Origin of the sequence: Lutimaribacter degradans (genome assembly GCF_023703375.1) — a bacterium.
GTDB classification, from domain to species: domain Bacteria; phylum Pseudomonadota; class Alphaproteobacteria; order Rhodobacterales; family Rhodobacteraceae; genus Lutimaribacter; species Lutimaribacter degradans.
This window is the reverse complement of sequence record NZ_JAMQGO010000015.1, coordinates 1-24,628: the sequence shown is the minus strand read 5'-3', so window position 1 is coordinate 24,628 and position 24,628 is coordinate 1. Positions and strand designations below refer to the sequence as shown.

Here is a 24,628-nt window from a genome sequence, read left to right as displayed (position 1 = left end):
TCATCCTCTTGCCCGGTGTAAGGGACAGCGCGATGCAAGACCAGCAGGCACAGGTGGAATGGCGCGATGGCGCGGTGCCGGTATCGACCCGGTTCAACGACCCGTATTTCAGCCTTGAAAACGGGCTGGACGAGACACGCCACACGTTCCTGTCGGGCAATGACCTGCCGGCGCGCTTTGTCGACGGGTTTCGCGTGGCTGAACTGGGGTTCGGCACCGGGTTGAACGCGCTGGCCACGCTGGAGGCGTGGATCGGTGCAGGCGCGCCCGGCCATTTGCGTTTCACCAGTTTCGAGGGGTTTCCGATGCGCGCCCCTGACATGGCGCAGGCGCTGTCGGTCTTTCCGGGGCTTGCCTCGCTTGCCGCACCCCTGCTTTCGGGCTGGCGGCAGGGCAAGCGCCAGATCGACATGGGGCATGGCATGACCCTGCACGTGATCGAGGGCGATGCGCGTCAGACCCTGCCCGGCTGGGACGGCCGGGCCGACGCGTGGTTCCTGGACGGGTTTTCACCGGCCAAGAACCCCGAGCTTTGGGGGGCTGACCTGATGCAGGCGGTGGCCCGTCATACCCTGCCGGGCGGCTCTGCCGCTACCTATACCGCCGCCGGTCACGTGCGCCGCGCGCTGGCCGAGGCCGGGTTTGACGTCAGCCGGCAGCCGGGATACGGGCGCAAGCGTCACATGACCACAGCCAGGATGCCCGGACCATGACCACCGCATACGTGATGAAGGAATCGAACGCGCGCCTCGGGATCCTGTTGATGGTGTCCACCACCTTCGTCTTTGCCATACAGGACGGCATCAGCCGCCACCTTGCCGGTGAATACAACGTGCTGATGGTGGTGATGATCCGCTACTGGTTCTTTGCCGCGTTCGTTACCGCCATTGCCGCGCGCAAGGCAGGCGGCATCCGCGCAGCCGCAGCCACCAGTCAGCCCTGGCTGCAAGCGTTTCGGGCGGTTCTGCTCGTGGCCGAGATTTGCGTTGCGATATGGGGATTTACCGTTTTGGGGCTGGTCGAAAGCCACGCCGTTTTCGCGTGCTACCCATTGCTTATCGCGGCGCTTTCAGGCCCGGTTCTGGGCGAATCCGTGGGTTGGCGGCGTTGGGCCGCGATCGGTGTGGGCTTTATCGGCATCGTCATCATTCTTGAGCCCGGATTCGGGGTGTTCCAGCCCGCAGCCATCATCCCGCTGGTCGCGGCGTTGATGTTCGCGCTTTACGGGCTGCTGACGCGCTATGCCGCGCGGGCCGACAGCGCGGCAACCTCGTTTTTCTGGACGGGCACCGTGGGCATGGTCGCCTTGACGGCCGTCGGGGCCTGGTTCTGGGAACCCATGGGGGGTGGTGATTGGGCATGGATGAGCGTTCTGTGCCTGACCGGCGCGGGCGGGCATTACCTGCTGATCAAGACTTACGAGGTGGCCGAGGCCAGCGTGGTGCAGCCATTCGCCTATTTCCAGCTTGTCTTTGCGTCGATCATGGGGGTTTTCCTGTTCGACGAGGTGATCCGCAACAACGTGGCCATAGGTGCAGCGATCATCGTGGCCGCGGGCCTGTTCACCTTCTGGCGGGAACGGCGGGCCCGGTAATTGCCCCGGAGGGGGCCGTTGCCTAGCCACGATGCGCCTAACGCAGCGTGTCACCCACCAGCTCCTTGGTGAACGGCACCGGGTGCGGATCGCGGCCCAGCCGCGCGCGATAAACCGGCAGGCTTTCGGTCACCCGCATCACGTAATTGCGTGTCTCGCGAAACGGGATATGTTCGATCCAGTCGATCATGTCGACGGTGCCGGCGCGCGGGTCGCCATGTTCTTGCATCCAGCGGATCGGACGGCTTGGCCCGGCATTGTAGGCCGCTGCCACCATGACCACGTTGCCGTCGAATCGTGTTGCCAACTGCCCGAGATAGGCGTTGCCGAGGATCGCGTTATACGAAGGGTCGCGCAGCACCCGGTCGCCCTGGTGGTCAAGGTCAAGGCCCCGTGCCACCTCGGCGGCGGTGGCAGGCATCAATTGCATGAGCCCCTGTGCCCCAGCACCGCTGACCACGTTCGGGTCGAATTCGCTTTCGCGGCGTGCGATGGCCAGCGCCAGTTCCGTCGGAACCGGGGCCTTCATCTCCTTCATCGGGTGCAGCGCATAATAGGGGCCGGGCAGGGTAAGGCCGCGTGCGGCCCCCGCCTTTCCGATCATCACCGCCAGGTGCGGCTGGCCCAGATCCTGCGCCATCTGGCCAAGCTGGCCCAGTTGGACCTTGTCCAGGGTTTCGGCCAAATGGATAAAGAAGCGTTCGGCCAGCGACAACTGCCCGGAATTCAGCGCCAGGATACCGGCACGATACACGCTGGCTTTCGTGAACGGCGCGTCGCGCCAGTCGGGAAAGGTTTCCTCGCCCGCAAGATCGGGATCTGGCGGAATTCCCCCGCGTTCTGCGGCCAACAGGCCGTAAAAGCTGGTCTGATGCGCGGCGCCCTGCGTATAGGCCAGCGTCGCGGCCTGGGTATCGCCCAACGCCTCTTGCGCGCGACCGATCCAATAGCCAGCCCGCCCAAGCGAAATGGGCGTTTCCACCGCGGCGCGGAACCGTTGGAAGTGATCGAGTGCCAGGTCAGGTTCGTTCATGTATCGCAACGCCAGGTAGCCCGACAGCCATTCCAGATCGGCGTAAGAGGCCCCTTCGGTCAACCAGTGCGACGCGGCAAGCGCATACGCGGTGTCGGCCCGTCCTGCACGCATTTCGGCCCGCGCCAGGTACCGGCGCCATCCCGCCCAGCTCTCGGGGCGACCGAGACCCGGCGCCGAGTGCGAGCGTTCGGCGATCATCTCCAACGCGCCATCGGTCGCGCCGTTGCGTACGCGCCAGTTGAACCGTTCGTAGGCTAGGCCGGGATCATCCTGCAAGCGTTCGGGAACCGCGTCGATCAGCAAGTTCACGCCGTTACGACCGGCCCTGAGCGCCAGCCGCGCCTGTGCCAATGCCTGCCAGTCGGGGCTGACCAGCGGCAACATGCGTTCTGCATCGCCGGTCATTCCGCGCCACAAGGCCATGTCCAGCCGCGCCTCGTGATGCGGCATCAACAGATCCTGGTGCGCGGCCAGGAATGCGTCATGTTCGGCGGAGGTCAGGCCCATCGTGCGCCAGGCCAGAACCAGCCCTGCCTGAGCATCGCCCAGCCGCCCGGCTGCCGCCAGCGCACGCGCATGGGCCAGCGCGCCGGCCCCGGTCTGCGGGGGGGCTTCGGCGAAGAATTCAAGTATCTCGGTGTTGGAGGCATCCTCGGCAACGGCTTCGCTGCGCTTGCGCAAAAGCGCCAGGCCCGGCCAGTCGGCATTGCGCGACAGGAACGCCGCTGCCTCGGCCAAGCTGCCTTGCCCGTCGCGAAGGCGAAACCATTCTACCATGTCGCCTGCAGGCGCACCTGCCCGCTCGGCCAAAGCATGGGCTGTGGCCCAGTCGCCATTGCGCATCGCGTTCATCGCGGCAGAGAATGGCTTTGGCCCCTCTTGGGCGGCCGCACCCGTAGCGAAACACAAGCAGACTATAAGGAAAAGACGGCGCAACATCTCTTGCATTTTCCCGTCGAACAAAGGATAGAACAGCGCCAGCCTACTCCTGTGCCTTTGCCGCCGCAATTCACGAACGCGGCAGAACCGGGCGGCAGAACGGGAAAGGCGCGAAACCAGCCACGGGGCAATCTTGTGCCCCCGATCGAATAAAGGAGCGTGTCATGTTCAAGGGAAGCCTTCCCGCCTTGGTCACGCCGTTCAAGAACGGCGAAGTAGACTATGAGACGCTCAAGAAACTGGTCGAGTGGCATGTCGACGAAGGCTCGAACGGGCTGGTGCCGGTTGGTACCACGGGCGAAAGCCCCACTCTGACCCACCAGGAGCATGAGCGCGTGATCGAGGCGGTGGTTGAGGCCGCCGCCGGGCGCATTCCCGTCATAGCCGGGGCTGGCAGCAACAACACGCAAGAGGCGATGCGATTCATTCAGCATGCCGAAAAGGTGGGCGCCGATGCCGCGCTGATGGTGACGCCCTATTACAACAAACCCACCCAGGACGGCATGATCGCGCATTTCACGGCGCTGCACGATTGTTGCGAAATTCCGATTATCATCTACAACATTCCCGGTCGCTCGGCTGTGGATATGATGCCGGACACGATGGGCAAGCTGGCCCGCCTGCCGCGCATCATCGGCGTCAAGGATGCCACCGGCGACCTGGCGCGCGTGCCACGCCAGCGCATCACCTGCGGCACCGATTTCATCCAGCTGTCGGGTGAGGACGCGACCGCGCTGGGGTTCAACGCGCATGGCGGCATCGGGTGCATTTCGGTCACGGCGAACGTGGCGCCGCGCCTTTGTGCCGAATTCCAGGCCGCGACCCTGGCCGGCGATTACCAGACCGCTCTGGAATACCAGGACCGCCTTATGCCGTTGCACGACGCCATCTTTACCGAACCGGGCCTGTGCGGCGCGAAATACGGCATGTGGAAGCTGGGCTTGTGCTCTGACGAGGTGCGCCTGCCGCTGATGGGGCTGAGCGATGCCACCAAGGAAAAGATGGACGCGGCGATGCGTCATGCCGGGCTGATCAACTGATCGCGGTATTTTCTTGAAACAAGAAAAAGGGCCGAAATCTTGTGAAAGATTTCGGCCCTGTCGTTTAGGTCAGACCGTGTGGAACGCGCGTCAGATGCCCACGTCAATGATTGCCTTGGCCAGGATCGGCACGGTCGTCTTGTTCAGCCCGGCAATGTTCATGCGCGAGTCGCCCACCATGTAGATGGCATGTTCGGCGCGCAGGCGCTCGACCATCTCGGGGCTGGTCCCCAGCCGCGAGAACATGCCGCGATGCTGCGCGAGGAACGCGAAACGATCCGAGCCAGACAGCCGCTGCAATTCACCGGCCAGTTGTTCGCGCAGGCCCAGCATCGACAGGCGCACATCTTCCAGCTCGGCGGCCCAATCGGCACGCAGTTCGGGGCTGTTCAGGATCGTCGTGACCACCCGCGCGCCATGATCCGGCGGGAAAGAGAAATTCTGCCGGTTCAGGTAGTTGAGCGAGCCCTGGGTCAGCGTCTTCAGACCTGCATCCTGTGCCACGGCCATCAGGATGCCCGTGCGTTCGCGGTAGACGCCGAAATTCTTGGAACAGCTTGCCGCGATCAGGGTTTCGGGGCAGGAGGCGGCCACAAGGCGGGTTGCCGCGGCATCTTCTTCCAGACCGTCGCCAAAGCCCTGGTACGCGATGTCGATCATCGGCACCGCGCCTGTGCGGTTCAGCAGGTCGACCACCGCCTGCCACTCGGTCATGTTCAGGTTGGCACCCGTCGGGTTGTGGCAGCAGCCATGCAGCAAGACCACGTCGCCCGGCTTGACGCCTTCGAGGTCGGCCATCATCCCGTCGAAGTCGATGCCGCCGGTCTCGCTGTCGAAATAGCGATACTCGACCATCGGTATCCCGAGGTATTTCAGGATGCTGACATGGTTGGGCCAGGTCGGGTTCGACACGAAAACGCGCGCGTCGGGCGTGGCCATGCGCACCAGTTCGAACGCCTGGCGTACCGCGCCGGTGCCGCCCGGCGTGGCGGCAGCGGCCACCTTGTCACGCGCCACCGAGTCACCCAGCACAAGGTTTACCATCGCGTCGCCAAAGGCCGGGTCACCCGGCAGGCCGACATAGGATTTCGTGGTCTGTTCTTCCCAGACCTGCTTTTCGGCGGCCTTGACGGCCCGCATCACCGGGGTCACGCCCTCGGCATTCTTGTAGACACCCACTCCAAGGTCGATCTTGGTGTCGCGGGGATCTTCCTTGAACAGCTGCATAAGCTGCAGGATCTTGTCGGCGGGTTGCTCATTGAGCGAGGAAAACATCATGACTCTCCAGTTGCGACGGGCAGGGTGGGGAATGCCCCCCATTCGGCCCAGGACCCGTCATAAAGCGAATGATCGGTCTTGCCGATGCGTTCAAGCGCAAGGCTGATGATCGCGGCGGTTATGCCCGACCCGCAGGTGGTGATCGCGGGTTTCGACAGATCAACACCCGCCGCGGCGAACACTGCGCGCAGATCGTCGGGGGATTTCAGAGTGCCGTCGGTGTTCAGCAAGGTTTCGTAATGCAGGCATTTCGAGCCGGGTATGTGGCCACTGCGCAACCCCTCGCGCGGTTCGGGTTCGGTGCCTGCAAAGCGGCCGGGCGAGCGCGCATCGAGTATTTCGTAATCCCCGAGTTTCGAGGCCGCGGAAACCTGCGTCACGTCGCGCACCAGATGGGACTGGCGTCGCACGGTCATGTGGCGGTCACGGATGACCGGCGGCAGATCTTCGATCGGGCGGCCTTCGGCCTGCCACTTGGGAAAGCCACCGTTCAGCACGGCGATATTGTCTTGCCCCATCAGCCGGAATGTCCACCAGACGCGGGCGGCCGAATGGGTGCCGATCTGGTCGTAAACCACGACCTGGTGGCCATCGCCCACGCCCATGTCGCGCATTCGCGACATGAACTTTTCCACTGGCGGCGCCATGTGGGGCAAGTCCGAGCGGTGGTCGGAAATCTCGTCGATGTCGAAAAAACGGGCACCGGGGATATGGGCCGCCGCATACCCGGCCTTCGCGTCGATGCCCATCTGCGGCAAGGCCCATGTCGCGTCGATGACGCGCAAATCCGGGTCGTTCAGATGTGTCGCCAGCCAATCGGTTGAAACCAGCGTCTTGGGATCGTCTTGTGCCATGCCATGCCCCTGCGATTGTCGTGTATTGCCTACAATGGGGGCCGGTGTGAGGCAAGGCCCGAGCCGCCGGGCGCCCAAGCACATCGAGCCGGCGACCGGCATCGGCCCCGCCTGCCCGGTGCCGCGGGCTCAGTTTTCCTTGAGCAGGCGTTGCTTTTGGCGGTTCCAGTCGCGCTTGGCCTCGGTCGCGCGCTTGTCGACGTTCTTTTTGCCCTTCGCGATGCCGATCTTCATCTTGGCGATGCCGCGATGGTTGAAATACAAAACCAACGGAACCAGCGCCATGCCCTTGCGCTGGGTCGCGTTCCACAGTCGCGCCAGTTCTTTTTTCGACACCAACAGTTTGCGTTTGCGGCGTTCGTCATGGCCCCAGGTCTTGGCGGGTTCGTATGGGGCGATGTAACTGTTGGTCAGCCACAGTTCACCGTCTTCGACCATTGCGTAACTTTCGGCGATATTGGCCGAGTTCTCGCGCAGGGATTTCACCTCGGACCCCTGTAGAATGATACCGCATTCGATATCGTCCTCGATCGCGAAGTCATACCGCGCGCGGCGGTTCTCCGCGATCACCTTGTAGTTCGGGTCTGTGTTTGCCTTGGCCATGATGGCGTGTCCTATCGGCTTGCGCGCCGGCTGTCCATGCAGGTCAATCTAGGGGCGCGGGCCGTCACGAAAAAGGGCGCGCCCGGTGCCGAACGCGCCCGTGCCGCCAAAAGCCCGGTCCTTACCAGTCGGTCGGCCCCTTGTTGGCAAAGGTGTCGACAAGAAAATCAATGAAGGCGCGCACCTTGGGTTGGGTGAAGCGGCCCGGAGGGTAGACGGCGAAAATGCCCTGGGTTTCCACTGGCAGATCAGGAATGGCGTCTTCCACAAGGCCCTGTTCCATTGCGTCGGCATACAGGAAGGACGGCAGGTAGGCGATGCCCAGCCCCGCGACACAAGCATTGAGCAGCGATTGCCCGTCATTCACGCTAAGCCACCCGGCGGTGCGCACCTGGCGCTTTTCACCCGAGGGCGCGGTCAGTTTCCACAGGTTACCAGCCGACTGGTTGGAATAATGCAGCAACTTGTGTTCATTCAGGTCGTCGATCTTTTGCGGGCGGCCGTATTTCTGGAAATAGGACGGTGCCGCGATCATCCGCTTGCTGGTTTCCGTCAACTTTCGGGCGCGCAGGCTGCTATCCTCCAACTCGCCTATGCGGATGGCCATGTCGAAGCCTTCGGAGATCAATTCGACATAACGATTGTTCAGCACCATGTTCACGGTGATGTCGGGATATTCCTGAAGAAACTCGCCCAGAACCGGCGACAGGTGGTTCACCCCGAAATCGGTCGCCACCGAGATTCGCAACAGCCCCGACGGCGCCGATTGCATCGAGGTGACAAGTGCATCTGCCTCGCCCGCGTCGTTCAGAACGCGTCGCGCGCGGTCGTAATAGGCCAATCCGATTTCCGTCGGGCTGACCCTTCGGGTCGTGCGATTCAGCAGGCGTGCACCCAGTCGGGCCTCGAGGCTGGAAACGTGTTTCGACACGGCGGATTTGGAAATTCCCAGCTTCTTGGCGGCGTCGGTGAACCCCCCCTGATCAACGACGGTGGCGAAGGCCTCCATTTCCGTCAGTCGGTCCATGCTTCGATACCTCGATACCTCGTTTCGTCAACAAACGGTGTCGCGCCGAAATCTGGCAGCAGCGTGGCATTCGCCCGACAATAAGAGGGTTTTTCAAGTATCGTTAATGGCAGGGAAACGTTAAATTGCGCATTGCGGCGTCGCGACGCATCGGCGTAACTGGCCCCATGACCAACGTGACCACACCGAACGATGACAGCCTTTTATGGCGCCTGGCGCCGGTAATCTTCGTGCTGTTCTGGGCGGGCGGCTACAGTTTTGCCAAGCTGGGGTTGCCACATATCCGCCCGATGACGCTTTTGGCGCTGCGTTACGGGTTGGCGGTTCTGGTGCTGTTGCCGCTTCTTTTGTTCTATCGCCCGCAATGGCCGCGCGGTGGGCGGCATTGGGGCGTTATTGCGCTGTCCGGATTCATGATCCAGTGCCTCTATTTCGGGGGCGCCTACGTGGCCATGCAGAACGGCATGAACGCCGGCACCACGGCCCTTATAATGGCATTGCAGCCCATACTGGTTGCCGCTCTTGCGCCGATGGTGGGGGCAAGCCGTGGCTCGCGGCGGCTCTGGTCGGGGCTGGTTCTGGGTCTTCTGGGCGTGCTGATCGTTATTCTGGGGGGCAAGACCATCGGGCCCAGCCCCTGGGTGGCCGTTCCCTTTGCCATTGCTGCGCTCCTGGCGATCACCTTTGCCACCCTGTTCGAGAAATGGCACGGACGGCGCACCGACCCGGTGATAGGTGGCATCGTGCAATACGCCGTCGGGTTCGTGGTGATGGCGCCCATCGCGCTGTCGTTCGGGCTGGGCTCGGTCAATTGGACGGGCGACCTGTTCATATCGCTGGCCTACCTGGTGCTGGCCAATTCCATCGTTTCGATCAGCCTGTATGTCGGCCTGGTGCAGCGCGGTGATGCCACGCGCATCTCGTCGCTGATGTACCTGGTGCCGCCGCTGGCCATGCTGTTGGCCTGGGCAATCCTGGGCGAAATCATGACGCCAATGGCCATGGCCGGCATGGCCGTTTGCGTAACCGGCGTGTGGCTGGTCAACCGCGCGGGCCGCACGGCATAACGGGTAGGGCGGGCATTTGCCCGCCGCTCCCTCGGCTCAGGCGCCGCGTATCGTGTCGATCATCAGTTGCACGTTGTCGGGGTCGGCATCCGGCGTGATCCCATGACCCAGGTTGAAGATGTGGGGCCCGCCCTTCAGCGTCTCGACGATGTGGCGTGTCTCGTCCACCAGCGCCTGGTCGCCTGTCACCATGTGCGACGATTTCAGGTTGCCCTGCACGCACCCATCGGGTTGCACGTTCTTGGCTATCCATTCCGGTGTCACGCTGTCATCCACGGCCACGCAGTCGGCACCCGTGCGCTTGTGAAACCCGATATAACGGTCCCCGGCCTCGCGCGGGAAGGCAATGATGGGGGTGGCCGGGTGGCGGGCCTTGAGATCTTGGATAATGCGGGCAATCGGGGCTTCGCAGAAATCGGCGAAATCCTGGCCCTTCAGGCTTCCGGCCCAGCTGTCGAAAATCTTTACCACTTCGGCGCCAGCATCGATCTGTGCGGACAGGTATTCCACCGTTGCCTCGGCGATCCGGTCGAGCAGCAGTGAAAAGGCCGCCCGGTCCGCCGCCTTGAAAGCATGCGCTGCAGCCTGTTCATCCTTGCCTTTTCCACCGATCATGTACGTGGCAACCGTCCAGGGCGCGCCGGCAAAGCCGATCAGCGTGGTTTGGCGCGGCAATTCCCGCGACAGGATGCGCAGCGTTTCGTAAATGGGCGACAGTGTTTCGTGAACTTCGGACGCGGGCCGCAAACCGGCAACCCCTGCCGCGTCGGTCACGGTGGACATGCGCGGCCCCTCGCCCTGGGCAAACCACAGCTTCGAGCCCAGCGCCTGCCCGATCAGCAGGATGTCGGCAAAAAGGATCGCCGCGTCAAACCCGTAGCGGCGAATGGGTTGCAGCGTCACCTCGGCGGCCAGTTCGGGGTTGTAGCAAAGCGAAAGGAAGTCGCCCGCCTGCGCGCGTGTCGCGCGGTATTCGGGCAGGTAGCGCCCGGCCTGGCGCATCATCCAGATTGGCGGCGTTTCCTGGGTTTCACCGGCAAGGGCCTTGAGGATCGTCTTGTCTGGCATGGGCTGTCCTTCCTTGTTGACACTGTTCGTCCCCTCACGGCGACACATTGTCAAGCGCGGGGCGCTTGTCAGGACAGTGTGACACGGCTAATCCTTTCGCCATGACAACGCAATTGCCCAGCCCCGCCTCTCCTCTCAAGATCGGCACCCGCGGATCGCCCCTTGCCCTTGCGCAGGCCCACGAGACCCGTGATCGCCTGATGCGGGCCTTTTCACTGCCCGACGAAGCGTTCGAGATCGTGGTGATCAAGACAACTGGCGACAACCGCGCCATGATCGATGCCGACCGCCCGCTGAAAGAGATTGGCAACAAGGGCCTGTTCACCAAGGAAATCGAAGACGCGATGATCGAGGGGCGCATCGATATCGCCGTACATTCGATGAAAGACATGCCCACCGAACAGCCGCCGGGGCTGATGCTGGATTGCTACCTCCCGCGTGAGGATACGCGCGATGCTTTTGTCAGTGTCACGGCCGATGGGCTGCATGGCCTTCCCGAAGGTGCGGTTGTCGGCTCGTCCTCGTTGCGGCGCAGGGCGCAGATCCTGAACAGGTTTCCGCACCTCAAGGTGGTCGAGTTCCGCGGAAATGTGCAGACCCGCATGAAAAAGCTGAATGATGGCGTGGCGCAGGCGACATTCCTGGCGATGGCTGGGCTGAATCGGCTTGGCATGGCCGATGTCGCGCGTGCAGCCATCGCGCCCGAAGATATGTTGCCCGCCATCGCGCAAGGAGCAATCGGAATCGAGCGGCGCAGCGACGACCTGGATGCCGCGGCCATGCTCGAAGCGATCCATGACGGGCAAACCGGCCAGCGGCTGGCCGCCGAGCGCGCGTTTCTGGCTGCGCTGGACGGGTCGTGTGACACCCCGATCGCGGGCCTGGCCGAGCTGGATGGAAACACCCTGCGCCTGCGCGGTGAAGTACTACGCCCCGACGGGTCCGAGCGGCTCGGAGCAGACCGCAGCGCGCCCATTTCCGATGGCGTGGCGCTGGCAGAGGCCATGGCCCAGGATCTTCTGGACGAGGCGGGGCCAGGCTTTTTCGAGTGGCGCGAGGGCTGAAGGCCCCGCGCGCGCAAAGCATCGAAAAAGCGCGATTTCCGGCTTGACCGCGCGGGCGCCTTCCCATAAATCCCGCGTCACCCAGTGGCGGAGTAGCTCAGGTGGTTAGAGCAGCGGAATCATAATCCGCGTGTCGGGGGTTCAAGTCCCTCCTCCGCTACCATTTTTCTCGATATTGACGTTTACAGGCGCCGGATCTTGTTGGGGGCTCCTGATATCGTTGTTCTCAAGTATGCACCGCGAAGAAGCCGCGCGCGTGTTGCTGATCCCCATGTCACCCCTCCGGCGCTTGCCGTTGCGCCCTTTTGAAGAAATGCCGCGTAGTTTGCTCTCGTGCGCCCTTGTCGGTCATAACCGCACTGCGCATCTCGTTGTCTTGCTGAAACATCCTGACTATGCCCTGAAAGAATGCCTTCGAGAACGCGCTGTAGACGACATGCGCTGGAATATTGCGCATCATATCGAGCATCTCGTCGTCAAGAATCTCACGGTTCACCCGCTCGAAGCGCAGGAAGTCTTCGCGCGTGGGGTTACCATGAGTGTCTCGAAGTCCTCGCCGAGCTTGATCAAGGGCAACAAGCGGACATGATCCACTGGTCTGGTGGGGCCTTCGATGCCAAAGATACCGCGACCTACAGCATCATCGCACGCCTTGACCGCCTTGCGAAGAAATGGGCGCCAAGGTCAGCTTAAATCAAAGCACAAAAGGACGCGAGCTGAGAAATTCCGCCATCCGCAGCCTGCGCCCGATGGTTGCAAAAAGCCTGCGTGGTCATGTCATTCAGTTTTCGGACAGCCGGCTCGGTCAGCCCCTTGACCCATGACGCCCCGAGGCCTTATCTGCCGTCCAATGCGTTCTGCGATGGCGTCGCTTTCACATACGCATTTACCCCAAATCCTGAACCGTGTCCTGAACGCCCGGACATCACTCGCCCGAAGCCGTTCGGGCCGTTGGAATATGGAGTGATGACCATGACATTCGTCCCGACATCGCCGCGCCGCGGCGCGCTTTTCGAGAACAGCTCCGTCGTCGGCATGATGTGCATGACTGTCGCGATGCTACTGCTTCCGATCGGTGACACGCTGTCCAAGCTGCTGACGGCCCATCTTTCCGCCGTAGAGGTGGCAACGGCGCGCCTCGTGGCGCAGGGTCTGTGCCTGCTCCCGATTGCTATCGTGATGCGCAACCGCCTGCGCGGACCGATGTTATCGCCGGTCGTCGCACTTTCCGGCGCGCTGGTTATGGTGACACTAATCAGCCTGATCTGGGCGTTCTCGGTCATGCCGATCGCCACGGCCATCGCGATCTTCTTCGCGGAGCCGCTGATCCTGACGGCCCTCGTCGGCCCGCTTCTTGGCGAAAAGGTCGGCGCGCGGCGCATGATCGCTGTCGTGTTCGGATTGCTCGGCGTCCTGATCATCATTCGCCCCGGCGGCGAGTTGGGGCCGATGGCCTTTCTGCCGCTTCTGGCAGCCTTTTGCTATGCGCTGAACATGATTGTCCTGCGCAAGGCGTCAGGTTCCCGGTCGAGCCTGACTGTCCAGTGTGGCGCCACGTTCTATGCCGGCCTTGGTCTGATCTTGATTTCCTTGGGGCTGGGAGCGACAGGACATCTGGAGCCTTCGTACACCAGCCTGCCAGGCTGGGTTTGGGGGGCAATCATTGCATCTGGCGGCCTTGCCGCCGCCAGCTTCATCCTGATTGCCGAAGCGTTCCGCCAGGCAGAGGCAGGTTTGCTCGCCCCGTTCCAGTATCTCGAGATCATCGGGGCAACGGTTGCAGGCTACGTGGTGTTTGCAGATATCCCGGACGGCCCGACCTGGGCAGGCATCACGATCATCCTGACCTCCGGACTGTATGTGTTCTGGCGTGAGCAAGCCCCGAACAATCGCGCCGGTATGCGCCCGAGGCGGCGCAGAACACGCCGCATCAGATCACGCTGACACCCTTGGGGCGAACCCTATTCATGGCGCCGTGGGTGTCCGGGTGACAGGGATCGATTTCATGAAGCCGAGCTTTAACTTGCCTTGGATCAGGGCCTCTGGAGTGAGCAAAATCGGTCTCGTGTCCGTCGCCAGAATTTTTCGGAACGCTGAGGCAGTATCGTAACGGTGGTGCTGGTTCGATTTCCGTTTCAGTTTTGGCGGCAGCGTTTTGGTGCTGCACGCGGCGTTTTCGGAACGTCCGTGTATTGATCTACCCGAGCACCGGGCACGAGAAATCGCGGCCGCGGTGAAAAGGCTGGGTAATCTGCAGCTGTTGCCTTCCCAGGAAAACCTAGAGAAAGAGGGCATGCCCTTCGAGGCCTGGATCACAAGCCGGAATGCGGCCTATCGCGGCGGCCACCTGATCGAGGATGAAGCTGACCTCTGGACCACGAAAATGCTGCCCGAGTTCGTGCGGAGCCGGGAGTGGCTCATCAGGCAGAAGCTGCTGGCTCTGACCCCGCGAACCGTGCAGGGCAATGCGCATCGGAATTTTGAAAGAACCGTCCCCTAAACTCTCTGACAAGGGGTGGAAACTAGCCAGGGAACACCTGATTGATGGCTCCCGCTGGCCGCACGTCACGTCGGCTGACATCGCGTGCCGGGCACCTCTATCTTGCGTCGCGCCCTCGGTTGAACAAATTTGCATGTGGCGATTTTTGTCAATATATCGAATGAGAAAGGGTCGTCATCGGGCGACGCGGGGTTGTCATGACCAAATTTCCGACACTGTCTCGAGCGGCTTTCAAAGCCTATGATCATCTGTCGCTGCCGGTTTGGATGTTTTCGACGGAGACGCTTCGTATCTTGAGCGCGAACGCGGCAGCGCAAAGCTGGATCGGCTATGACGCGCGGACATTACAGGAAATGACCATCGCCGATCTGCGCCCCGAAGCCGACCGGGCGAGGATCGTCGAACAAGTTCGCCGTTTCGATGGAACGCAGGCCGATGCTGGAGCCTGGACCATCATTACTCGGTCAGGCGAACATCGCACCGTATCCTTCACCTGGAGCAAAGTTACCTTTGAAGGGGCTGAGGCGATCGTCGCGAGTATTTGCGACCTCACGCAGATCACCCAGGTCGAAGCACTGGCCGATACCCTGTCTGCCCGGCTACGGAGCACATTGGAAGGGATGCATGATGCTTTTTTCCTTCTGGATGAAAATTGGCAATTTGCGTTCATCAACTCCACTGCTGAGGAACTTCTGCAAAGAACGCGACAGAACCTCCTAGGCAAGTCCGTCTGGCAGGAATTCCCGGAAGCTGTCGGTAGCGGGTTCGAAGAGAACTACCAACGTGCGGTTGCCGAAGGATGTGCTGTCCGTTTCGAGGCGTACTTCTCCCCGCTTGAGAAGTGGTTCGAAGTCAATGCCGATCCCACCCCCGCAGGGCTCGCGGTGTACTTCCGGGACGTCACCCGGCAGCGCGCCCGGAACATGCAGCTGCGGCTGCTCGAAGCCGCGGTTGACCAGCAAAGCGATGTTCTGATCATTACCGATGCTTCGATAGAGCCCCCCGAAGGTCCGCGCATCGTCTATGTCAACGACGCATTCGAACGGGCCACGGGTTACACCCGCGAAGAAGCGATCGGGCAGACTCCCCGGTTGCAGCAGGGGCCGGGGACTAGCCGCGCGACGCGGGCCCGTATCCGCACAGCGCTTGAGCGCGGTGAGGGGATCGAGACAGAAATCCTGAATTATCGCAAGGACGGGGCGGCGTTCTGGAAGGACCTGAGTATTCATCCGCTTCGTAACGAAGACGGCCAGATCACGCACTGGATTGCTGTCGAGCGGGACTTCACAGCGCGAAAGCAGGTAGAGGAAGCCCTACGCGCCAACGAGGAGCGCTTCCGTATGGTCGCAAAATCCACCGGCAGTGCCATTGGCGACTGGGATTTGACAACAGACACCCAATGGTGGAGCGACGGATTTGCCGAAATCACGGGCTTTGACCCGGACGAAACCGAGTCATTTCACGCAGCTTGGCGTGACCGTGTGCATAAAAATGACCTTGAAAATTACGACACGGCTTGGCGCAAGTTCCTTTCGGGAGAAATTTCAGAATTGCACGAGAGGTATCGCGTAAAACGGCCCGACGGCACATGGGTGCTTATCGAGGATCACGCCTTTGCCACTCGTGATGAACACGGTAACGTCATCCGTGCTCTTGGATCGATCACCGACGTAACCGAACGGGAGAAGCTCGAAGAGAGTCTGCGCCAGGCCCAGAAAATGGAGGCGGTTGGCCACCTGACCGGCGGTGTCGCGCATGATTTCAACAATTTGCTGACGATCATTATGGGCAATGCAGAGATCTTGGAAGAAAAGCTGAGAGATATGCCGCACCTGCAAAGACTGGCCAGGATGTCTCTGGACGCAGCCGATCGCGGTGCGGACCTTACCAACCGCCTGCTTGCCTTCTCACGCAAACAAGCCTTGGATCCCAAGATCCTCGACATCGCGCCATTGATCCAGAGTATGGACGTGCTGTTGCGTCGAGTGCTCCCCGAGACCATCGATATCGAGATCGTCCGGTCAGGCGGCCTGTGGAAGATCGAGGCAGACGCGTCGCAACTCGAGTCGGCGCTTCTCAATCTTGCGGTGAACGCCCGCGATGCCATGCCGGACGGAGGCAGTCTGACCATCGAGACGGCCAATGCCATGCTTGATGATGACTATGTGGCCGTGGAGCCGGATGTCAGACCGGGGCAGTATGTGGTAATTATTGTGACTGACACTGGCACTGGAATGCCGCCCGACGTGCTCGCACGCGTGTTCGAGCCCTTTTTCACCACCAAGGAGGTGGGCAAGGGGTCGGGGATGGGATTGAGTATGGTCTTCGGGTTCGTCAAGCAATCCGGCGGACATATCCGGGTCTATTCGGAGATGGACGAAGGAACCGCGATCAAGATGTATTTCCCGCGGGCTCGGACCGAGGAGGAAAACGTCGCGATCGTCAACTCCGGTCGGAAGATCACCGGTGGAACAGAAACCATTCTGGTGGTCGAAGATGACGGCGCTGTGCGCGATTATGTGTCGGCACAGCTTAAGTCGCTGGGCTATAATGTGCTTGAAGCATCCGCGGGCGCAGAGGCCATGGACATCTTGGGCCAGACGGCTCAAATCGATTTGCTGTTCACTGACGTGGTGATGCCCGGCGGCATGGGCGGCCGGGAACTCGCGGAAGCAGCGCGCCAGCTTCGACCAAACCTGAAGGTTTTGTTCACATCAGGCTACACCGAAAACTCTATCGTCCACCAGGGACGCCTGGACCCGGGCGTCAAGCTGCTTAACAAACCCTATCGGCGCGAACACTTGGCCGCGAAGATACGTCAGGTGTTGGACGAAAGAGAGTGACTTGTGCGAGTGTCTGGCCTCAGGATCTATGGGGCAGATTTGAGGATTTCGTAACGGCGGATTTCTGGCGCATCGCAGCCACCAAGGCGCGAAGATGAACAAGGAATCCGGAACATCGAAGGACGCGGCCTACAAGCCGGTCGCGCGGAAGGCCGGGCTGGCGCAAACGAAGTCCAATGCCTGGTCATTGAACTGAGAATTCAACACTTCGCGGAACCGCTCTCGCCATGAAGGCTGAAGATTGCGTCCGCCGTCTCGATGTCGACCATGGCGTGGGCGTGCATGGCCTCGAGGAAGAACGCGACCCAGCCTGTCTATTCTCCGGTTGCGGAAACCGCGCGCGCATACGTTCGATGTAATCTTTAACACCTTCGGCGCGCGCATCGCCGCGAAAGGCCCCGGCCGCCAGACCGCCGAAATCCACATCCGCATGGCCCTGATGGACCGCTTCAGCGCCCTTGGCCGTCTCTCACGTCGTCCGCATGGCATGACGTCAGTGGACATTGGAGCTCACGCCTCAGGCGGGGGCAGAACAACAACGCCACAGCCACCACACATTTTTGCACAAACGTGGCACGTTTTCTGAGATCCGGGCCAAAAGACGGCGAAAGTCTGGTCTCATGTAGGTGTCGTCGGTGAATTGGCCGATGCACATACTGGGGGTAAGAAAATGATCAGGACGATGCTTGTTGGGGCTGACCGGGCACTTCTCAATGAAACCGCGGATTTGCTGCGCCACGCTGGGAGTCAGACATTGGTCGTCGCTGATGTCGGACGCGCCGAAAAGGAACTCTTGAGGTTCCGGCCCGAAATGATCGTGGTCTCGCTCGACGATCCCGAGGCCAGCGGCTGGAAGTTAATGTTCCGGCATGGTTTCAATGGCGGTGCACAGGTGATCGCGATCACGGCCAATGGCGAGGCCTCTCAGGAATTGACGGTGCTGCGCCTTGGCGCGCTGGATTACGTTCGCTTGCCGGTATCGCCCGAAGTACTCTTCGCCCGGATAACGTTCCGCGCGCGTCCGGTCGACAAGAAGAGTGAGCACATCGTGGAACGGGGCCTAGAGGTGCCGAGCAAGCGTGGTACGCTTGTCATGGACAAAAGCCGGTTTCAGTCGTTCTGGCTGGAAAGCGAGCTGTTCCTGACCAAGACGGAGTTCGATCTTCTCCATGCGCTTGCCCGTCATGACGGAGTGGTCAAGTCGCGCGAACAGCTGATTGAAATCGTATACGACTATGGCCATCAGGGTGGTGTCAACGACCGCAATATCGACAGCCACATAAAGCGTTTGCGCAACAAGTTTCGCAAGTTCGACCCCGCGTTCGACGGCATCGAAACTATCTATGGGATTGGTTACAAGCTGAGTCTCGACCGCGCACGCCGCGCAAAGCAGAATTCACTGCCGTTTCAGGATACCAAGCGTGTCGGGTATTCCGCTCGAACAGGGATGTCAAATGTCGTTCCTGTGTCGCAATCGGTGATGCGCGCGGCTCGACAATGACAACATTACAAGGGGCGAAGGGTGCCCTCCGTGGTCGAGCGTGGTCGTCAAGTGAATTGCTTCCAGGTGACATCATCAAGCGCCGCTTGTTCACGCGCTCGACCAACTTGGGGTCGCCTGCCGATTTGTAAATCGGCAGGCAATATGGCTTTATCGATAGCGTGGAAGCCCCGTCACGATCCCGAACCACGGAAACACCACGGTCTGCCAGTTGGAAGGCCGAGCCATGGGCCGGTTGTTCGGTGAGCTGGTCGCGACCCTGTCCTCCCCTGACGTTGTCGGCGAGATCATCTGGCAGGCCGCCAACGAAACCGGGGATCGCCTCCGCCTCCGCACGGGCCAGGATGCACATCCTATACTCGAAGACCGAAAGATCAGAGAGGACGCGACGTTCACAGGCGGGCTCAAGAACCTGATGGGGAGCTGACGTCAGCCTTCCGAGCAATCACACATCGGAGTTGGGTAGCCGAAGGGGCAGGGCGCGGGTTCAACGGCCGGCCGCCATCATTCTAAAGGTGGGATGGCGTTTTGCGTAAATTGGGCGTGATCCCCATCGAGAACGCGGCGCACCTTGGTTGCCAGCTCCAGCCGGGTATAGGGTTTGCTCAACAGGGCGACGCCTGGATCGAGCCGTCCCTGATGGACAATCGCGTTCTCGGTGTAGCCCGAGGTGAACAACACCTTCAGGGACGGTCGAGCCGATTGCGCCTGTTCAGCAAGTTCGCGCCCGTTCATACCCCCCGGCATGACGATGTCTGTCAGCAAGAGGTCAATGTCTTCGTGCGTTTGCATGACTTCAAGCGCCTCTGGGCCAGACATTGCCTCACTCACCCGGTAACCCAATGAAACAAGCTGGTTCTTGAGGTGTTGGAGCACTAGGTCATCATCCTCAGCAATCAGAATATGCTCTGTTCCTCCTGTCAGCGGAACCTCGACCGCTGGCTTGACATCCGTTTCTTGTTCGATTGGCAGGCGTGGAAAATAGAGCTTCACCGACGTGCCCTCATTGGGCTCGGAATATATCTTAATGTGTCCACCCGACTGCTTGGTGAACCCAAACACCATGCTCAACCCGAGACCGCTTCCCTTGCCTACGTCCTTGGTGGTGAAAAACGGCTCGAAGGCCTGCCGGAGCGTCTCAGGATCCATCCCCTTGCCGGTGTCGGACACGCAGACCATGATATGCTCGCCCGGCTCGACTTCGCTGTGGCGGGCAGCGTAATGATCGTCCAGCACGACATTGGCGGTCTCGATGGTAATTTTTCCACCGTCCTCCATGGCGTCGCGCGCGTTGACAATGAGGTTGAGCAGGGCCGTGTCCAATTCCCCGGCATCGATTTCAGCGATGCCGAGTTCAGGGTCGAGTACGCATTCGATCTCGGTGCTTTCAGGTACGGTGCGGCGAATGAGTGGTTGCATCGATTCGATCAATTGGTTCAAGTCGGTCAGTCTCGGATCCAGTGGCTTGCGACGTGCAAACGCCAGCAGGCGACCGGTCAACTGGGCGCCACGCTCCGCCGCGGACATTGTGACTTCCGCCATCTGACGAATTTTCGGGTCGCTCGCCATTTCTGAGATCAGCTCCGCGTTGCCGAGAATGACAGTCAGCAGATTATTGAAATCATGAGCGACACCGCCCGTCAGATGACCGACTGCCTCCATCTTCTGGGACTCCCGAAGCTGGCGCTCGATTTCCTTTCGTTCGGTTATGTCGCGTTCGACAGAGATCCAGTGAGTGTAACTGCCGGTCTCATCGGCAACGGGCGATATCTCGAGCTCGAGCCAGAACGGCTCGCCTGATTTCGTATAGTTGACGAGTTCGGCGCGCACCGGTTTCAAGGCGATCAGGGCGGCCCGAATGCGATCAAGCTCCGACCGATCGGTCTCTGGCCCCTGGAGAATCCGCGGAGTGGTCGCCAGCGCTTCTTCACGCGAGTAACCCGTCCGTCGTTCGAAGGCAGCATTGGCATAAACGGTGCGCGGATGGTCGGGGCCGCTGATCGGTTCTGCTTCGGTGATCAGGATGATATCATCGATACGATCGATTGCCGCTTGAAGCAGCCGCAGCTGGCTTTGCCTTTCGTATTCATCCGTGTAGTCGCGGAAGTACACGGCCAACCCCTCGCGGGTGGCATGCGCACTGACCTCGAACCACTTTTCCAGCGGCGCGAAATACGCCACGAAGGACTGGCTTTGTCCGGTTTCCAGAACTGAATTATAGTAATGCTCGAAATCCGTCCCCACCGCCTCTGGGAACTCTTCCCAGATGTTCCGACCAATCAAATCACTGTCGGAGCGCTCCATCAGGCGCAATGCGGTGGAGTTGGCATAGCGGAAATGCCACTCCTGATCGAGAATCATGAAGCCGTCGCCGATCGAGTTGATGACATCCTGCAGTTCCGCATCGCGCCTTTCTGCCTCACTTCGAGCTGCCATAAGGTCGGACACGTCCTGGAAGGCACCATGGGCGCCATTGATGGTGCCGTCGCCGCCATAGACTGGCTGGCCCGCGGAGCGAATCCACACAACATTTCCGTTCGCATTGCAAATGCGGAAGATGTCGTCGAACGGCTGGCCTTTTTCGACGCAGTCGCCGAACAATTTTGCGATGCGGGCACGGTCTTCCTCTACGTAGTAGTTTAAGCCGTCTTCCAGCGATGGCTGTGTGCCAGGGGGCTCTCCGTGGATAAGCGCAGTTTCGTCGCTCCATTCGATTTCCCGCTTTACGGCATCATAGCGCCAGCCTCCGAACTGGGCCATTTGGCCGGCAATACGCAAAAGCGAAGCGGAGCGTTCCAATTCTTCTTCTGCGGCACGGCGATGCTTGATGAGCTCGTTGAACGCGCGGCCAACCTCTCCGATCTCGTCATCGGCAGTGTCTGGCGCGCGCGCATCCGGTTGCCCTTGGTCGATCGCTTTAATCGTCCGGGCGAACGCGCGTAGTGGTCCTCCGATTCGCTGGTAGATCAGCGCAAAGCTGCCAACCGTGGCGAAGAGGAAAAATGATGCAACGGACGCGAAAGATGCGGCGACCCAGAATGCCCGGTCTGCAATCTGCTCTTGCCGCTGTTTCAGCGCCTCACTGACAGCGGCATCCAGTGCGATGCCGTGGCTGGCAATATTGGAGTCTGCAAGTTTCGAGAAATAGTCGTCGGCATTGGCACGCGCGAAAGGACCAAGGTAATCTGCGCGGTCTCGCGGAACCAAAGGATCGAGGTCGGTCAGGATCATGTCGATGGCCTTGACGGCATTGCGGGCATCCGGAAACTCGTTGCTGAGCGATTTCAAATCCGTCTGTAAACGACGCGCTTTGGCTACGAATGCCTCGTAGAGCTTTTGATCTGTCCCCGAGAGCGCGATCGCGTCGGCTCCAACCGATATGGCGCTAACCTCTCGTTGAACCTGCAAAAGAAACGCAAGCTGCTGCTGTTCTTTATGAAGGCGGTCCAGCAGAAAAAACGACACCCCGGACAATGCAAGAAAACTCATCAGGCCAAGGGCGAGGCAAATTTGCGAAAGGCGAACGAGGCTCATTTGTCCTGCCTGCCGCTGTCTTTTGGGATATACGGTATGGTCACCGCTTCCGGAGCGATGGCGGCCAACGGCGCGGGAGCAACCATGTCCATGAAGCTGGGTACTTCCCTGTCGTTCGTTCTTGTATCCGTGAGGGCCCAGACCAGTTGCTGTTGGTAGCTGGCGATCAGCGACCAGTCGAGCGTCACGTCGAACAGAAGATCGACCTCCCCGTTTCTCTGAGTCGAGTTCGCGCCGGAGATGCGCGCCGCATGTGCAGAAAAGGCTGCCTCCGGGTTTGCCTGGATCCAGACAACAGCGTCCCGATACGCGCGCAGGATATCCTGGGTATGGCCAGGATCGGTCTCTGCGGTTTCACGCCGCGTGACGAGCAACCAGCGTGAGACGTAGCGGCCAGTATCTGGCTGCTCTTTCAGGCGGTCGCCGAAGCGGTTGCGAAGCTGACCCGCCCACGGATCCCATACGCTGACGGCGTCGATCCGACCGGAAGCCAGCGCATCGCCCATTTCCTCGGGGTCAATATCCAGCAAGCTGTAGTCGCTTTCAGAGATGCCTGCGATCCTGGCGATCACGTGAAGAACATAATCAGCATTGGAGCCGTGCGGCACCCCAATGGTCCGCCCGCGCAGCGCTTCGTCCATAGGAACGTCACCAACATCGAGCAGCATCAAATGAACCACGGGGCGCGCATGCGACAGGTTGGCCAAGATCACCGGGGAGTCCGGGCCGTCACGTACGGGATTGGCAAGTGCATCGAAGACCAGTGGGGTCATGGCCATAAGCGCGAAATCTATCTCCCCCGCACGCAGCCTGCGCAGATTCTCACGCCCGGAACCGCTGAATATGACTTCGACATCCGCGTGATGACGCGCGAAATGCCCGTCACGCTCTGCGATGAAAGTTGGCAAGTCACCAAGATACTCAACTCCGCCGATCCGTATCGGGTCAGCGAGTGCGGTCTGGCCAGAGAGCGCTGCCGTCGACACGAACAGCCAAAAGAAAAGATGGAAAAATGCAGATGAGCATCGGTACCAAGCGCCTCTTTCTTCGCTCCTTGAGGTACAGTCGCCACGCATGGATTCTCTCATTTCAAAAGCTGTTGCTGCCGGCTTCCGCGTAACGTGTTGGCGAAGTCGAGTCTGCGAGGCCGCGCGACCAGCAAACCACATCGCTGCAAGTAATCCTAAAGAATAGTGTGAAACAGTCTTTCATTCAAAACAAGCCGGAGCGTGCTAGAGGTCGGCCATGCGCCCAATAAGAGGAAATGTTTGTGTTGCCAGATGCTTAGCCCTCATGATCGCGGACACGGTCGTTGGAGGGCAGCGAAAACGCGTATCCAACCCCGTGAACCGTTCGTATATAGTGAGAGCGCCTCGACGGAGCGGGTATCTTGCTTCTCAACCGGCTCACCAGACTATCGACTGCGCGATCGTAACTTTCCCAATCACGCCCCTTGATGGCGTTCATCAACTGGTCTCGGGTGAGCACCTGTCCTCGACGGTTCAGCAATGCGGCGAGCAGGTTGAACTCTGCGGTGGTCAGCTCGATTTCGCCCCCGTGAGGCGCGAATAGAAGTCGGGCACCAAGATCAAGTCTGTAATCATCGAACTGAATGGTGCTTGTCGTGTCAGCCGTACTATCCGTGGTAGCATGGGCGACGTCTTGTTGCACGACCCGGTGCCTTTGCGTTCTGCGCAAAACAGCGTGGACGCGGGCCACCAACTCGCGCAACTTGAACGGTTTGGTGATGTAATCATCCGCCCCAATCTCAAGACCAACGATACGATCGGTATCCGCCCCACGTCCGCTCACAATAATGACGCCGCAAGCCGGATTTTGGGACAATTCCTGAATCAAGGACAAGCCGTTGCCATCCGGCAAACCAAGATCAATGATGTAAATGTCGAAAGCTTGCTCGGCTTGCTTGTTCTGAAATTCCGAGATTTTGCTGACCGTGCATACGTCACACCCGTACTCGGACAGGGCCATCTCAAGTAGTTCTGTAATCTGAATCTCGTCATCGAGAACCAGCACATTTGGACGCACCACGAGCAAATCCTTTCCGCTTGGTCAGCCATGAACGGCAAACCAGTCTATCAAATATTTATCATTTTTACACAACGTTTTAAAGCCTTTCGGATTGAGGGTCAGGGCTTCGGTAACGGGGGCCTGGCGGTCAAGCGTTTTTGCACAAATGATTGATCCGCCGAAGCGGTGCTATCTGCTCTGTTCGTGTCCGTCTGACCTGCCTTCTTTCGCGGTTTTCTGTTGGAGTCCTTCTTACCCGCCCCCTTTTTGAAGACCATTCGCAAGTCGAGCTTGTTACCTTTTGATCCGACCCCCAACGTTGGACCGCCCTTGGCGAGAGTTTTCCGCCTCGATCAGGGTGACAGGCTGGTGATGCCCCCGATTTCGTCAGCGTGATCGGGGTTTTTTTGGCAATCGCGCCGTGCGGACGTTCCTCATTGTAGAATCGACGCCAAGCCATTGGCGCGCGCGCCGGCCGCCATCGGTGATGATTTCAACTTCAGATATGAGCAGGTGCTCAGGGACGCGCCTCAGCCTTCTGCTTCAGGCCCAGTGGACCTGTCACGTATTTGTGCCGCTCCAGGTGCTCGTTTAAGCCACTTTCCGTTCGAAGGCGACCGGGCTTTTCCAGCCCAATGCTGAGTGCCGTCGA

At 60.4% G+C, this 24,628-nt stretch carries 19 protein-coding genes, 1 tRNA gene and 1 pseudogene; 12 read left to right on the top strand and 9 right to left on the bottom strand.

What is annotated here, in order from left to right; translation table 11 throughout:
* The first annotated feature begins 32 nt into the window (after positions 1-32).
* Both mnmC2 and M8744_RS16140 read left to right on the top strand, forming a co-directional pair.
* Positions 33-713 carry a tRNA (5-methylaminomethyl-2-thiouridine)(34)-methyltransferase MnmC2 gene (gene mnmC2 / locus M8744_RS16145; RefSeq protein ID WP_251419687.1) on the top strand — a complete coding sequence of 227 codons (681 nt, stop codon included), beginning with the start codon at positions 33-35 and terminating at the stop codon, positions 711-713.
* 14 nt (positions 714-727) lie between these two features.
* Entirely contained in the window at positions 728-1,594 is an 867-nt protein-coding gene (locus M8744_RS16140) for a DMT family transporter (protein ID WP_251419753.1), read from the top strand.
* 37 nt (positions 1,595-1,631) lie between these two features.
* Here M8744_RS16140 and M8744_RS16135 read toward each other — a convergent pair whose 3' ends face one another.
* On the bottom strand, positions 1,632-3,482 hold the full coding sequence (locus M8744_RS16135) for a lytic transglycosylase domain-containing protein (protein WP_353049798.1): 1,851 nt from the start codon (positions 3,480-3,482) through the stop codon (positions 1,632-1,634).
* 251 nt (positions 3,483-3,733) lie between these two features.
* Here M8744_RS16135 and dapA point away from each other — a divergent pair, with 251 nt between their 5' ends.
* Positions 3,734-4,609, top strand: a complete 876-nt coding sequence (gene dapA / locus M8744_RS16130) for a 4-hydroxy-tetrahydrodipicolinate synthase (protein ID WP_251419681.1) — start codon at positions 3,734-3,736, stop codon at positions 4,607-4,609.
* Positions 4,610-4,699: 90 nt separating this feature from the next.
* Here the strand turns inward: dapA and M8744_RS16125 are convergent, their stop codons facing one another.
* The 4 genes from M8744_RS16125 to M8744_RS16110 form a co-directional block, all read right to left on the bottom strand.
* Positions 4,700-5,884 (bottom strand): amino acid aminotransferase, encoded by a 1,185-nt coding sequence (locus M8744_RS16125; protein ID WP_251419752.1) that lies wholly within the window; start codon positions 5,882-5,884, stop codon positions 4,700-4,702.
* On the bottom strand, positions 5,884-6,741 hold the full coding sequence (gene sseA / locus M8744_RS16120; RefSeq protein WP_251419678.1) for a 3-mercaptopyruvate sulfurtransferase: 858 nt from the start codon (positions 6,739-6,741) through the stop codon (positions 5,884-5,886). The genes M8744_RS16125 and sseA overlap by 1 nt, the downstream gene beginning before the upstream one ends.
* A 129-nt stretch (positions 6,742-6,870) precedes the next feature.
* The gene (smpB, locus tag M8744_RS16115; protein ID WP_251419675.1) at positions 6,871-7,344 is read right to left on the bottom strand and encodes an SsrA-binding protein SmpB; all 474 of its coding nucleotides are present in this window, start codon (positions 7,342-7,344) and stop codon (positions 6,871-6,873) included.
* Positions 7,345-7,465: 121 nt separating this feature from the next.
* Entirely contained in the window at positions 7,466-8,371 is a 906-nt protein-coding gene (locus M8744_RS16110; protein WP_251419673.1) for a LysR family transcriptional regulator, read from the bottom strand.
* A gap of 167 nt (positions 8,372-8,538) precedes the next feature.
* Between M8744_RS16110 and M8744_RS16105 the strand changes: the two genes are divergently transcribed.
* Positions 8,539-9,438: a DMT family transporter gene (locus M8744_RS16105; protein WP_251419671.1), complete on the top strand. Its 900-nt coding sequence runs from the start codon at positions 8,539-8,541 to the stop codon at positions 9,436-9,438.
* A 36-nt stretch (positions 9,439-9,474) separates the two neighbouring features.
* Here M8744_RS16105 and hemE read toward each other — a convergent pair whose 3' ends face one another.
* A complete protein-coding gene (gene hemE, locus M8744_RS16100; protein ID WP_251419669.1) occupies positions 9,475-10,506 on the bottom strand; it encodes a uroporphyrinogen decarboxylase in 1,032 nt (343 codons plus the stop codon).
* Positions 10,507-10,607: 101 nt separating this feature from the next.
* On the opposite strand from hemE, the gene hemC reads away from it, so the two are divergent.
* The 8 genes and pseudogenes from hemC to M8744_RS16060 all read left to right on the top strand — a co-directional run bounded on the left by hemC (position 10,608) and on the right by M8744_RS16060 (position 18,414).
* Entirely contained in the window at positions 10,608-11,570 is a 963-nt protein-coding gene (hemC, locus tag M8744_RS16095) for a hydroxymethylbilane synthase (RefSeq protein ID WP_251419667.1), read from the top strand.
* An 86-nt stretch (positions 11,571-11,656) separates the two neighbouring features.
* A tRNA-Met gene (locus tag M8744_RS16090) sits at positions 11,657-11,733 on the top strand.
* A 69-nt stretch (positions 11,734-11,802) separates the two neighbouring features.
* Positions 11,803-12,159 (top strand): hypothetical protein, encoded by a 357-nt coding sequence (locus M8744_RS16085; RefSeq protein ID WP_251419665.1) that lies wholly within the window; start codon positions 11,803-11,805, stop codon positions 12,157-12,159.
* Positions 12,160-12,344: 185 nt separating this feature from the next.
* On the top strand, positions 12,345-13,514 hold the full coding sequence (locus tag M8744_RS16080) for a DMT family transporter (protein ID WP_251419663.1): 1,170 nt from the start codon (positions 12,345-12,347) through the stop codon (positions 13,512-13,514).
* Positions 13,515-13,728: 214 nt separating this feature from the next.
* Positions 13,729-14,070, top strand: a complete 342-nt coding sequence (locus tag M8744_RS16075) for a hypothetical protein (protein WP_251419661.1) — start codon at positions 13,729-13,731, stop codon at positions 14,068-14,070.
* Between the two features lie 197 nt (positions 14,071-14,267).
* A complete protein-coding gene (locus M8744_RS16070; protein ID WP_251419659.1) occupies positions 14,268-16,913 on the top strand; it encodes a hybrid sensor histidine kinase/response regulator in 2,646 nt (881 codons plus the stop codon).
* Positions 16,914-17,280: 367 nt separating this feature from the next.
* A pseudogene (locus M8744_RS16065) lies at positions 17,281-17,376 on the top strand (IS5/IS1182 family transposase); the annotation flags it as partial.
* A 207-nt stretch (positions 17,377-17,583) separates the two neighbouring features.
* The gene (locus M8744_RS16060; protein WP_251419657.1) at positions 17,584-18,414 is read left to right on the top strand and encodes a response regulator transcription factor; all 831 of its coding nucleotides are present in this window, start codon (positions 17,584-17,586) and stop codon (positions 18,412-18,414) included.
* Positions 18,415-18,918: 504 nt separating this feature from the next.
* On the opposite strand, the gene M8744_RS16055 is transcribed toward M8744_RS16060, so the two are convergent.
* The 3 genes from M8744_RS16055 to M8744_RS16045 all read right to left on the bottom strand — a co-directional run bounded on the left by M8744_RS16055 (position 18,919) and on the right by M8744_RS16045 (position 23,982).
* The gene (locus M8744_RS16055; RefSeq protein ID WP_251419655.1) at positions 18,919-21,948 is read right to left on the bottom strand and encodes a PAS domain S-box protein; all 3,030 of its coding nucleotides are present in this window, start codon (positions 21,946-21,948) and stop codon (positions 18,919-18,921) included.
* Entirely contained in the window at positions 21,945-23,024 is a 1,080-nt protein-coding gene (locus tag M8744_RS16050; RefSeq protein ID WP_251419653.1) for an ABC transporter substrate-binding protein, read from the bottom strand. The genes M8744_RS16055 and M8744_RS16050 overlap by 4 nt, the downstream gene beginning before the upstream one ends.
* A gap of 208 nt (positions 23,025-23,232) precedes the next feature.
* Positions 23,233-23,982 carry a winged helix-turn-helix domain-containing protein gene (locus M8744_RS16045; protein WP_251419651.1) on the bottom strand — a complete coding sequence of 250 codons (750 nt, stop codon included), beginning with the start codon at positions 23,980-23,982 and terminating at the stop codon, positions 23,233-23,235.
* Between the last annotated feature and the right edge of the window lie 646 nt (positions 23,983-24,628).